Source organism: Saccharothrix sp. NPDC042600, from assembly GCF_040647305.1.
Classification (GTDB): Bacteria; Actinomycetota; Actinomycetes; order Mycobacteriales; family Pseudonocardiaceae; genus Actinosynnema; species Actinosynnema mutabilis.
This window is the reverse complement of sequence record NZ_JBEZBW010000163.1, coordinates 1-12119: the sequence shown is the minus strand read 5'-3', so window position 1 is coordinate 12119 and position 12119 is coordinate 1. Positions and strand designations below refer to the sequence as shown.

At 72.9% G+C, this 12119-nt stretch carries 12 protein-coding genes; 5 read left to right on the top strand and 7 right to left on the bottom strand.

Features of this window, described 5'->3' with window-relative positions; all coding sequences use genetic code 11:
• Positions 1-137: 137 nt before the first annotated feature.
• Positions 138-968, bottom strand: a complete 831-nt coding sequence (locus tag AB0A74_RS41025; protein ID WP_358258400.1) for a serine protease — start codon at positions 966-968, stop codon at positions 138-140.
• 126 nt (positions 969-1094) lie between these two features.
• Positions 1095-2654, bottom strand: a complete 1560-nt coding sequence (locus AB0A74_RS41020) for a hypothetical protein (RefSeq protein WP_358258398.1) — start codon at positions 2652-2654, stop codon at positions 1095-1097.
• A 147-nt stretch (positions 2655-2801) separates the two neighbouring features.
• Here AB0A74_RS41020 and AB0A74_RS41015 point away from each other — a divergent pair, with 147 nt between their 5' ends.
• Positions 2802-3461: a type II CAAX endopeptidase family protein gene (locus AB0A74_RS41015; RefSeq protein ID WP_358258396.1), complete on the top strand. Its 660-nt coding sequence runs from the start codon at positions 2802-2804 to the stop codon at positions 3459-3461.
• Here AB0A74_RS41015 and chrA read toward each other — a convergent pair.
• Complete coding sequence (gene chrA, locus AB0A74_RS41010) at positions 3448-4566, bottom strand: chromate efflux transporter (RefSeq protein WP_358258394.1); 1119 nt, start codon at positions 4564-4566, stop codon at positions 3448-3450. The genes AB0A74_RS41015 and chrA overlap by 14 nt on opposite strands.
• Positions 4563-5216, bottom strand: coding sequence for a helix-turn-helix domain-containing protein (locus AB0A74_RS41005; RefSeq protein WP_358258392.1), 654 nt, complete (start codon positions 5214-5216; stop codon positions 4563-4565). Before AB0A74_RS41005 ends, chrA begins: the two co-directional genes overlap by 4 nt.
• Before the next feature lie 318 nt (positions 5217-5534).
• On the opposite strand from AB0A74_RS41005, the gene AB0A74_RS41000 reads away from it, so the two are divergent.
• A complete protein-coding gene (locus AB0A74_RS41000; RefSeq protein WP_358258390.1) occupies positions 5535-6398 on the top strand; it encodes a hypothetical protein in 864 nt (287 codons plus the stop codon).
• A 12-nt stretch (positions 6399-6410) separates the two neighbouring features.
• Positions 6411-7376, top strand: coding sequence for a beta-propeller fold lactonase family protein (locus AB0A74_RS40995; RefSeq protein WP_358258388.1), 966 nt, complete (start codon positions 6411-6413; stop codon positions 7374-7376).
• A gap of 36 nt (positions 7377-7412) precedes the next feature.
• On the opposite strand, the gene AB0A74_RS40990 is transcribed toward AB0A74_RS40995, so the two are convergent.
• Complete coding sequence (locus AB0A74_RS40990) at positions 7413-8915, bottom strand: MDR family MFS transporter (protein WP_358258402.1); 1503 nt, start codon at positions 8913-8915, stop codon at positions 7413-7415.
• A gap of 47 nt (positions 8916-8962) precedes the next feature.
• Entirely contained in the window at positions 8963-9406 is a 444-nt protein-coding gene (locus AB0A74_RS40985) for a MarR family winged helix-turn-helix transcriptional regulator (protein ID WP_358258387.1), read from the bottom strand.
• A gap of 89 nt (positions 9407-9495) precedes the next feature.
• Between AB0A74_RS40985 and AB0A74_RS40980 the strand changes: the two genes are divergently transcribed.
• Positions 9496-10056, top strand: a complete 561-nt coding sequence (locus AB0A74_RS40980; protein WP_358258385.1) for a TetR family transcriptional regulator — start codon at positions 9496-9498, stop codon at positions 10054-10056.
• A 96-nt stretch (positions 10057-10152) separates the two neighbouring features.
• Positions 10153-11409 (top strand): cytochrome P450, encoded by a 1257-nt coding sequence (locus AB0A74_RS40975; protein WP_358258383.1) that lies wholly within the window; start codon positions 10153-10155, stop codon positions 11407-11409.
• Between the two features lie 9 nt (positions 11410-11418).
• Here AB0A74_RS40975 and AB0A74_RS40970 read toward each other — a convergent pair whose 3' ends face one another.
• Positions 11419-12009: a TetR family transcriptional regulator gene (locus AB0A74_RS40970; RefSeq protein WP_358258381.1), complete on the bottom strand. Its 591-nt coding sequence runs from the start codon at positions 12007-12009 to the stop codon at positions 11419-11421.
• Between the last annotated feature and the right edge of the window lie 110 nt (positions 12010-12119).

Here is a 12119-nt window from a genome sequence, read left to right as displayed (position 1 = left end):
CTCCTTCTCGCAACCGGAAAAGCTGGTTGCGAGAAGGAGCGAAGCGCGGTTGGGCTGCGCCCAGGCCGTACGGGGAACGAACCGAGGCCCTTCCTTGGCTTGGCAGCCCTTCGAAGAGCGCGCGCCTGCGGCGCTGGTCAGCGGGTGGTGGTGATGGTCTTCTTGATCCAGCCGGTGTAGGCGGTTGCGTTGGTGTAGAGGCCTGGGCCGTTTGCGCACGGGGTGTCTTCGTCGCCTGGGCCCGAGGTTACGCCGATCAGTTCCCATCGGCCCCACTTGCCGCGTTGGAGTTGGGGGCCGCCGGAGTCGCCGGAGCATGCCATCGCGCCGGGTTCGCGGCTTACCGTGCACAGGCGGGTTCGGTTCGCGAAGCCCGGGGCGCACTCGGATTCCGCGCCGCGGCGGGTGTCCAGTTGTTGGAGGCGTTCGGGGAACTTCCACTCGTCGGGGCCGGATCCCTCGACCGTGGTGCCGAAGCCCAGCAGGCGGGTCGGGGTGCCGGGTGTGCCGGCTCGGTCGGCGATGCGGATCGGTCGTTCGGTGACCGGGCGGTCCAGGCGGACCAGGGCGATGTCGTTGTGGTTCGGCTGCATTCCCGGTGCCACCTGGTAGTCCGGGTGGCGCACCACTCGGTCGATGGTGCGGACGGTGCCACCGGATGTCCGGTGGTCGCTGCCGATGCGCACGATCCCGTCGGGCACCGCCCCCGACCGTTCCGGGTCAACGCAGTGCGCCGCCGTCACCACCCACCGCGGGTGGATCAGCGACGCCCCGCAGACGCCCTTGGCGCCGCCCGCCGCGGGCACGGTTTCCGGGATCGAGGCCATGAACGGGTAGCGCTCGGTGGAGTCCTTCCCGTTGATGATGGCGCCGGCGGTGCCGGTCGTGGCCGTGGCGGCCAGCGCGCCCAACAGCAGGACGCCGGCTGCCCGGGCCATTCCACGACGCACGGACTTCAGTCTCGACATGCTCTTCCTTCGCACTGGGAACTACTGACGAGACCGATCCTTTCCGTTCCCCGTGGACCGAACCATGCGGACAGCCGCCGGTTGGCGGGGGCGCGGGCGCGACCGTCGTGGTAGCGCCTGCGCTACTCAGAAGAGGAGGAGGGCGACCAGCGAGGCGACGGCGAGGAGGTAGGCGACCCCGCGGCCCAACCGGTACCCGTACCCGGTGAGGCTGAGCAGCAGCGAACTCCAGGCGGTGACGACCGGGCCGGCCCAGCCGGCGGAGCGGGCGCGTTCGGCGTACCGCAACCGCTGCTTCTCCACCAGCACCGCGGCCGCCTCGGACTCCCGGCCGTCCAGCCGCAGCACGTCCGCCAACCGGTCGTAGGCGTCGGGCGTGAACCGGTCGGTGGCCGACCGCAGCTGCGACAACCGCCGGCGCACCGCGACCCGGTCCTCCAGCCTCGGCTCCAACCGCCGGTACCCGAACCCGGTCAGCTCCACCCCGCCCCGCGCACCCCACAGGAACCCGTTGTCCCGCAACGTCGCGCACCGGGCGTCCCGCAGATCGACCCGCCCCCGCGGCGGGTCCTCGACCGCCAGCCGCAGCTCCCACGTCACCAGGCCGCACGCGTCCAGCCGCGCCCCCAGGTGCGCGCCGCGCAGGTCCACCCGGCAGCGGACGGCCGCGCCGGAGAGGTCCACGGTGCCCTGCGCCGCCAGGTCGCCCATCTTCAGCTCGCCGGCGATGCGCGCGGCGCTCAGGTCCAGCGCGCCGGCCAGGTCCGCGCCCGACAGGTCCAGCACGCCGCCGACGTCCGCGGCGGACAGGCACACGACGTCCTCGACGCGCAGCTGTCCCAGGTCCACGTCACCGGTCACCCTGGCCCGCGTGCCGATGAAGTCGTGCAGTTCCGCGCACGACGCCCGCAGGTCGCCACCGACCCGCGCGTCCACCAGGCTCACGCCCGACCGCACCAGCGCGAACGCCAGGTGCACGTGCCCGGCGACCCGAACCCGGTCCAGCGCCAACGCGTCCGCCTCGGCCGCGCCGAGCACCAGCGAGCCGCCCACCGACGCGCCGACCAGCGACAGCGTCAGCCGGGCCTCGGTGGCGTCCAGGTCGCCGACCAGGCGCACGCGGTCCGCGCTCACGGCACCCAGCCGCGACTGCCGCAGGCACAGCGCCCCGCCGACCCGGGCGTCCGCCAGCAGCAGCGAACCCTCGGCCGTGACGCCGATGCGGACCTCGTTCTCGCCCAGCACACCACCGCCCACGCGAGCGCCGCGCAGGTCCAGCGACACGCCGGCGACCTCGCCGAACGCGGCCCCGGCCAACTGCACGTCCCCGCCCACGCACACCCGCCGCGCGAACACCGCGCCGACCCGACTGTCCTCGAACGACAGTTCGCCGCCGACCTCGGCGTCACCCAGCTCGACCGCGCCGTGCACCACGGTGCCCGCCAGCACCACGTCACCCCGGCAGCGCAGGCGCCGCGCGTCCAGGCCCGGCAGCTCGCAGCCGTGGAACTCCAGCGCGCGCATCGACGCCTCGCGCAGCACCGGAGGTTCGTCGAACCGGCACCGCACGAACCGCAGCGTGCTCGGCGGCGCGTCGGTCAGGTCGAGCACACCGGTGACCCGGGCGCCGACGACCTCCACGTCCTCGCCCACGAGCTGTGCGGCCGGGACCTCCCCGGTCGTCATCCCCACCCGTCCCCCTTCGACCCCGGCGTCACCGGGGGTGGGGCGATGCTAACGGTGCACATGCACCTTCCGCTCCGTTCCCTTGCGGAACACGCCCGACACTTCCCTTGACCCGTGCGATATGCGCGGCTCGGTACGTTGTGGGCCGTGTCCGTTCCGGTACGGCTCGAACCCGCATCGCGCTGGTACCTCGCCGCCGAGTTCGTCGTGGTGTTCTTCGGCCTGGTGACCGCGTACACCCTGCTGTGGCGCGGCACGAGCCCGATCCCCGTGCTGCTGGTGCTGGGCGCGGCGGTGGTGTGGCACCTGTGGCGCACCGGGTTCGACCGGCGCTCGTTCTGGCGGCCCGAGGCGCTGCGCGGGCAGTGGCGACCGATGCTCACGTTGTGGACGCTCACGGCGGCGGGCTGCGCGGCGGCGGTCGCGGTGCTCACGCCCGACGCGCTGCTGGTGCTGCCGCGGGAACAACCCCTGCTGTGGGCGGCGGTCGTGGTGTTCTACCCGCTGCTCAGCGTGTACCCGCAGGAACTGCTGTTCCGGGCGTTCCTGTTCCACCGCTACGAACCGGTGTTCGGCCCGACCGGCACGGTGGCGGCCGGCGCGGTGGCGTTCGGGTTCGTGCACATCGCGTTCGGCAACTGGGTCGCGGTCGCGCTGTCGGCCGCGGGCGGCGCGGTCTTCGCCGCCCGCTACCGCGAGACCCGGTCACTGCTGGTGGTCTCGGTGGAGCACGCGCTGTACGGGCTGCTGATGTTCACCATCGGCCTGGGCCGGTACTTCTACCACGGCGGCGTCACAGCAAGCTGATCAGCGCACCCAGCACACCGGCCGTGAGCAGCGCCGACACGACCCCGCGTTTGAGCGCCAGCAACCACACCACCGCTCCCGCCAGCACGGCGAACTGCCACGGCTCGTGCAGCGACAACGCCAGCGGCAGCGTGGAACCGCCGATCGCGCCGACCGCCGCCGCGCCCGCGCCGGTCAGGAACGCCTGGGCCTTCCTGTTGTCCCGCAGGCGTTCCAGCCTCGGCCCGCCGAAGATCACGAACGCGAACGACGGCGCGAACGCGACCACGGCGGCCAGCACTCCCCCGACCAGCCCGGCGGCGGCGAACCCGACCACGGCGACGGTCTGCACCACCGGTCCGGGCGTGATCTGGCCCAGCGCCACGGCGTTGAGGAACTGCGCGTCGGTCATCCAGCCGTAGGTGTGCACGGCGTCGCGCTGCATCAGCGGGATGATGACGAACCCGCCGCCGTAGGACAGCGCGCCGACCTTGGCCGCGACCCAGGCGACGCCGAGCAGCCCGCCGCCGGTCGCGGGCAGCGCGAGCACCACCGGCCACGCGCGCCGCGAGGACGGCGCGTGCACGGACACCTCGACCAGCCCGGCGACGAGCAGCACCAGCACCAGCCACGGCCCGGTCACCGCCGCCGCCACGGCCCCGGCCACCAGGTAGCCGACCCACCGCACGCGCGCGGCCCGGTCGGCCACCCGCTTCCAGCTACCCGGGACCAACCCCCACGCGGCGTGCAGCGCCACCGCGGGCACCGCCGCGCCCGCGCCCGCCGCCGCGCCGGTCACCCACGCGGGCGGGTCGGCGGCCAGGAACAACGCGGCCAGCGCCAGGATCACCACCAGCCCGGGCACGATGAAGCAGAACCCGCCCACCAGCGCGCCGGCCGTGCCGCGCAGCTTCCACGCGCACAGGATCGCGAGCTGCGTGGACGCGGGGCCGGGCAGCAGGTTGGTGGCGGCGATGCCGTGCTCGAACTCCTCCTCGTCCAGCCACCCCCGCCGCGTCACGCACAGGTCGCGCAGCAGCGCGATGTGCGCGGGCGGACCGCCGAACCCGATGCACCCGATCCGACCCCACTCGCGGGCGATCGTGCCCAACCCGACCCCGGTCACGGTGCTCCCGCGATCGCCGCGAGCCGGTCGACGCGCTCGGTGAGCTGCGCCAAGACGTCCTCCAGGTCTTCGTCGGTGCGCGGATCGGGGACCGACCAGTGCACCGCGCTGCCGAGTTCCTCGTAGGCCTTGTCGCACACCGCGACCACCAGGTCGTCCTCCCGCACGACCTCGGCGACGCTCGCGGTGGTCTCGCGGTCGAACCGCAGCCCGTGCCGGTGGGCGACGGCCAGGGCGCGCGGGTTGACCCGCGGTCCGGGGTGGGTGCCCGCGCTGGTGGCCGGGATGGCGCTGCGGGTGCGCCACACGGCGGCGGCCAGCGGCGAGCGGGCTCCGTTGCGGGTGCAGACGAACACCACGCGCGGCGCGGTGACCGACGGCGTGACTCGGAGCAGCTCCAGCGGGGCGGGCAGCAGGCGGACGTAGGCGCGCCGCCCGTCGGCGTGCGAGCGGGCGCGGTGCACCAGGCCGACGTCGCGCAGCACCTTGAGGTGGTGGGCCAGGAGGTTGGACGTCAGGTCGAAGGCGTGCGCCAGCTCGCCGGGCGAGCGGTCGCCGACGGCGAGCAGGTCCACGATGCCGAGGCGGACCGGGTCGGACAGCGCGTGGTGCAGCGCCGCCCTCACCCGAAGGTTGGTGTCAACTTCCATTGAGGCAATCCTCGCTGAGGTGCTTCCATGACGTCAACGGTCGCCACCACCCTGCCCACCCGGGAGGCCACGACACCAGACCCGATGGAGGACCGCCCCCACACGCGCCCACCGGTCCGCACCGGCGCGGCGGGAGAACACGTCCCCGGACGCCCTCCGCAAAACGGGCGGGAACCCCTGCGCCAACAAATTGATTAGCTCGGTTTTTGATGCATTTCACATCACGCCCCACATTGGTTCTTTTCGTCGATTGCCCCGCGCCGCGCATTCCGTACTTTCGAAGTGGTCAGCCTCTGCCCGCCGCGGAACGGGGGAACCGTGACCGACCAATCGATACGGAGGGACACCGGCGCGACCTGGTGGGAGAAATGGGCCCAGGCCCCGGTGGTCACCAAGCTGTACTGGCTGCTGCGCGTCGGCGTGGCGGTGGAATACCTCGGCCACGGCTGGGCCGGATTGAGCCGGTCGCGCGCGTGGCTGCCCTACTACGACCTGTTCGGCATCCCGGCGGACGCCGCCGTCGACTACCTCATGTACGCCACGGGCGCGGTGGACATCACCGTCGGCTTGATCGTCCTGTTCTGGCCGGTTCGCATCGTGCTGCTGCACGCCACCGCGTGGGGCGTGTTCACCGCGCTGCTGCGACCGGCGGTCGGCGAGGGCTGGTGGGAGTTCCTGGAGCGGGGCGGCAACTACGGCATGCCGCTGGCCCTGTTGGTCCTCGTCGGCTTCGGCGGCTGGTCGGTGCGCGGCTGGCTGGGCAAGGGCGAGCGGCCCGCGACCGTGTCCGACCGCGCGCACGTCGGCGTGCACTGGGCCGCGCGCGGCGGCCTGGCGCTGCTGCTCATCGGCCACGGCGGTTTCGGCGCTTTCGAGCAGAAGAAGTACTGGTACGACTTCTTCGCGTTCTTCGGCGTCGAACGGGCCACCGTCGATTCGGCCAACCTGATGGTGTTGTTCGGCTTCTTCGAGATCCTGCTCGGATTGGCCGTGCTGGTCCGCCCGGCGATACCGCTGCTGTGGTTCGTGCTCGGGTGGAAACTCGCGACCGAACTGCTCCGGCCGCTGGTCGGGCAGGAATGGTTCCAATTCGTCGAACGCGACGGCGACTACGTGTTGCCGCTCGTCCTCATCGTCGGCGCGGCCACCTACGCCGCCGCCCGCGACCGGCTCCGGACCTGAAAGGGGCACGACTTGCTCAACCGCCTCGCCCTGCTGCTCCCCGCCGTGCTGCTCGTCGCGCTCCCGGGCACCGCCCAGGCCGCGACGGGCACGCCGGTCGTCGTCGGCACGATCGGCGTGGGCCTCAACCCGCGCACGGTGACCTACACCCCCGACCACCGCCACGCCTACGTCGCCAACGCCGGGTCCAACACGGTGTCCGTGCTCGACGTCCGCCGCCGCACCGCCGTCGCCACCATCCCGGTCGGCACGTTCCCGTACGGGATCGCGTTCGACCGGTCGGGCCGGCACGCCTACGTCGCCAACCGCGACTCCGACGACGTGTCGGTCATCGACACCGCGAAGCGGACCGTGGTCAAGACCGTGCCGGTGGGCGACGCGCCGCGCTGGGCCGCGCTCACCCCGGACGGCCGGTCGGTCTACGTGAGCAGCACGGGCGCCAACGCCCTGACCGTCATCAGCACGCGCTCGCAGGAGGTCACCGGCTCGATCCCGGTCGGCAAGGCGCCGCGCGGCATCGCGTTCACCTCCGGCGGCCGGTACGCCTACGTGGCCAACTCCGACTCGGACACCGTGTCGGTGGTGGACACCTCGGCCAAGACCGCCGTGGCGACCATCCCGGTCGGCGACGAGCCACGCGGCGTGCTGGTGACCCCGGACGACCGGACCGTCTACGTCAGCAACACCCTGGGCGGCACGGTCTCGGTCATCGACGCCCGGACCCGCGCCGTCACCGCCACCATCACCGTCGGCCGCAACCCACGCGGCCTCGCGCTGCACGCGGGCGGCCGGGTCGCGTACGTGGCGAACTCGGGCTCCGGCACGGTCACCACGTTCGACACCCGCACGCACGAGGTCCTCGGCGAGGTGGCCGTGGGCACCGACCCGCGCTGGACGGCGTCCGGGCCGGGCAAGCGGTTCGTGCTGGTGACCAACACGGGTTCGGCGAGCGTCTCGATCGTCACGCTCGACCGCTGAACCGGGGGCGGCGGGGCCGGGACCCCGCCGCCCGCCTCACCCCTTGTCCAGGTCCAGGCTCGACCGCAGCACGATCGGCTTGAGCAGCAACGCCGCCACCACGCCCACCACGGCGATGCACGCCGAGATGGTGAAGATGTGCCCGGTGGAGTCGCCGTAGGCCGCGCGGACGATGTGCCGCACGGACTCCGGCAGCGCGTTGAGGTTCAAGCTGCCGCCGCTGGTGCCGTTCGCCGGGATGCCGGCCTGCCGCAACCCGTCGGTGATCCGGTCGGCCACGTCCCGGGCGAGCACCGCGCCCAGCACGGACACCCCGATCGTGCCGCCCAGCGACCGGAAGAACGCGACGGTCGCGCTGGCCGCCCCGATGTCGCGCAGCGGCACGGTGTTCTGCACCGCCAGCACCAGGTTCTGCATGCTCATCCCGACCCCGGCGCCCACCAGCAGCATCGCGCCGCCCACGAACACCAGCGACGTCTCGTGGTCCACCACGCCCAGCAGCGCGAACCCGGCCACCAGCACCACCGCGCCGGCCACGATGTACGGCTTGACCCGCCCGCTGCGAGTGATCAACCGCCCGCTGACGACGGACGTGACCAGCACGCCCGCCATCATCGGGATGGTCAGCAACCCGGCCTCGGTGGGCGTGTACCCGCGCCCGATCTGGAAGTACTGCCCCAGGAACACCGCGCCGCCGAACATCGCCATGCCCACCGCGACGCTGGCCAGGATCGCCAGCGCGGTCGTCCGCCGCCGCACGATCCCCAGCGGCACCACCGGTTCCGCGGCGCGCGACTCCACGAACACCGCCAGCGCCAGCAACGCCACCGACCCGCCGACCATCGCGCCGCTCTGCCACGAGATCCAGGCGAACGAGTCGTCCACGAACGAGATCCACACCAGCAGCAGCGACACACCGGCGGCGATCAGCCCCGCGCCCAGGTAGTCGATCTTGACGTCGGCCCGCCGCACGCCGGGCACCTTCAGCGTCGCCTGCAACACCACCAGCGCGATCAACGCCACCGGCACGCCGATGAAGAAGCACCACCGCCAGCCCAGCCAGGAGGTGTCCACGATCAGCCCGCCCAGCAGCGGGCCGCCGACCGTCGCCACGGCCATCACCGCGCCGAGGTAGCCGTTGTACCGGCCGCGTTCGCGGGGCGGGATCATCGCCGCGATCACCACCTGCACCAGCGCCTGCAGGCCGCCCACGCCGATGCCCTGGAACGCCCGCGCCGCGATGAGCTGCCCGGCGGACTGGGCGAACCCGCTGACGACCGACCCGACCGCGAACACGACGATGGCGACCTGCACCATCGTCTTCTTGTCGAACAGGTCGGCGAGCTTGCCCCAGATCGGGGTGCTCGCGGTGGCGGTGAGCAGGGTCGCGGTGACGACCCACGTGTACTGGGTCTGCGACCCGTCCAGCGCGCCGATGATCTGCGGCAGCGCGGTGGACACCACCGTGCCGCTGAGCATGGCCACGAACAGCACGAGCAGCAGCCCGCTGAGCGCCTCCATGATCTGGCGGTGGTTCATCGGCACGGGAGCGCGGTGCGCTGTCGCGACCGGCTCCGGGGTGCTCGTCATCGGCTTGCCTCCAGCGTTGCTTCGACGTCGGCGGTGAGCCGGCCGAGCGCGGCGGTGACCGCCTCGACCTCGGCCGGGTCCCAGTGGGCGAGCGCCCGGGAGAGCAGGTCGCCGTACCAACCGCGGGCCTGGGCCAGCACGGCGTGCCCGGCGGCGGTGACGACCAGGACGCCGGCCCGCCCGTCGGCCGGGTCCGCCCGCCGCTCCACCAGCCCGTGGGCGACGAGCGTGCCGACCGCGCGGCTGACGGTGGACGGGTCCAGGCCCGCGTGCGCCGCCAGGTCCTTGGCGCGGCACCCGGTCGACCGGTCGATCAGCGTCAGCGTCGTGACCAGGCCGGCGGGCAGGACCGGGTGGTGACCCGCGCCCTCCTGCTTGATCCGCCGCACGAGCCGCACCAGTCCGCGCAGCCGTTCGACCAGCTCACCGTTGGGGTCCACGTCGACCTCCCGAATGCTTGCTTACTACAAGCATCTATCAAAGTTGCTCGCTGTGCAAGTTTGCCCATTGGGAAGTAACCTGGATCTCGATGGACCTCCGTGAACGCAAGAAAGCGGCGACCCGCCTGGCCCTGCACGAGGCCGCCCTGCGGCTGGCGCTGGAGCACGGACCGGACCGGGTGACCGTCGAGGCCATCGCGGACGCCGCCGACGTCTCGCGCCGCACGTTCTCGAACTACTTCGCGGGCAAGGAGGACGCGATCTTCCACGCCGACCGCCTGCGCCTGCGCGGGCTGGTCGAGGCGATCCGCGACCGCCCCGCCGCGGAAGGACCCGCCACCGCCTTCCGCGCCGGCGCCGCGACCCTGCTGGCCGACAGCGACCGCCTGGACCCGGCGTGGGTGGCCCAGCGCCGGCTCTTGCGCCTGCACCCGAGCCTGCTCCCCCACCAGGTGGCGGCGTTCGCGGCGGTCGAGGGCGAACTGGCCGCCGAGGCGGCCCGCCGGGGCGCGGACCCGCTGCGGTCCAGGGTGCTGGCCGCGACCTTCCTCGCCACCATCCGCGCGGCGACCGCCCACTGGCTGGAGCACCCCGGCCGGGCGCTGGCCGAGTGGGTGGACGAAGCCCTGTCACCGCCGGCGTCGTCCTAAAAAACGTGCACGCCGTGCACCTTCGTCGGTACCGTGGCTTACCAACACCCTGAGCAACGACCCGGTCACGGACCGGGTCGGGAACAGGACTCGCGGATGACCAGCCCCACCGTTTCCCGGGGACCGAGCCAGGACCGCCTGGCGCTGCGACTGCCGACCGAGTACACCGAACGCGCACCCGGCTGCCCGTTCGACCCGTCCACCCGGCTCACCGACCTGGGCGCGCGGGGTCCGGTGCACCAGGTGACCATGGGCGACGGCGACACCGCGTGGTTGATCACCGGCCACGAGGAGGCGCGAGCCGTGCTGGCCGACGCCCGGTTCAGCTCCGACCGCTTCCGCAGTGAACGCGTGCTGCGCAAGCTGCCCGAGGCGCTGCGCCGGCGGATGACCGATCCCGCCGTGCGGGCGGGCAACTTCATCACCATGGACGCCCCGGAGCACACCCGCTACCGGCGGCTGCTCACCGGCCAGTTCACCGTGCGGCGGATGCGCCAGTTGACCCCGCGCGTGCAGGAGATCGTCACCGAGCACCTGGACGCCATGATCGCCGCCGGCAACCGGGCGGACCTGGTGCCGGCGTTCGCCCTGCCGGTGCCGTCGTTGGTGATCTGCGAACTCCTGGGCGTCGCCTACGCCGACCGCGCCCAGTTCCAGGAGCGTTCGAGCACCCTGCTGCGGTTGAACGCGCCCGCCGAGGAGGTCGTGAAGGCGTCCGACGAGCTGCGGGCGTTCATGCGGGGGCTGGTGCGGTCCAAGCGGGCGGAGCCGACCGACGACCTGCTGTCCGGCCTGATCACCGCGGCACCGGAGCTGACCGACGACGAGTTGGTGGGCATCTCGCTGCTGCTGCTCATCGCGGGCCACGAGACCACCGCGAACATGCTGGCGCTGGGCACGTTCGCGCTGCTGGAACACCCGGAGGAGCTGGAGAAGCTGCGCTCGGACCCGTCGCTGATCGACGGCGCGGTGGAGGAGCTGCTGCGCTACCTGTCGATCGTGCACCTCGGTCCGGTGCGCACCACGCTGGAGGAGGTCGAGGTCGCGGGCGTGCGCATCCCGGCCGACGAGACGGTGGTCGTCAACGTGCCGGTGGCCAACCGCGACCCGCGGGTCTACGGCGAGCGGGGCGAGCTGGACGTGGCGCGGGGGCGGGTGTCGCACCTGGCGTTCGGGCACGGCATCCACCAGTGCCTGGGCCAGCAACTGGCGCGCGTGGAGATGGCGGTCGGGTTCACCGAGCTGCTGCGCCGCCTACCGGGCCTGCGCCTGGACCTGCCGGCGGCGGAGGTGCCGTTGCGCTCGGACATGCTGGTGTACGGGGTGCACAGCCTGCCGGTCGCCTGGGACTGACCGGCCGGGTCAGCGGCGGAAACCGGCGTCGAGCTGGTCGATCATGGTGTTGACCAGGTCGGCCAGCGGGCGCCGGTCGCCGGTGTCGAGCCACTGCGTGACGACCACCCGGACCGAGGCCATGACCGTGGCGGCGAACATCACCGGGTAGAGGTCGGTGGCCGGGTCGAGGCCGACCCGTTCGCCGACCACACCCGCCAGCGCCCGTTCCTGGGCGTGGAAGGCCGCGAGCTGGGCGGGCAGGAGGGTGGGCGTGCGGCGCAGGAGGCGCAACTGCTCCAGCTTCGCCCGGTCCACGTGCTCGGGCAGGATGGCCACCAGCGCCCGGCGCAGCGCCTCCAGCACCGGTTCGTCGGCCGGCCGCTCGGCGAACGCCCGCACGAAGGCCTCGGCCGTCGCCACGTCGCCCGCGACGACCGCCTCCTCCTTCGAGGAGAAGTAGTTGAAGAAGGTCCGCAGGGACACGCCGGCCTCGTGGGCGACCTGCTCGACCGTCACGCCGTCGACGCCGCGCTCCAGGCAGAGCCGGAGCGCGGCGTCGGCCAACGCGGTACGGGTCGCGAGCTTCTTGCGTTCCCGCAGTCCAGCAGGTCGGGTCATGGCGAACAACTTAGACCGCTGGTCAACGCCGGTGCAGACCCAGCGGGCCGGCGGCCGGCCCAGTGGCCCGGCCGCCGACTCGGTGCCGGCGGCCGGCTCGGGGAGATCGG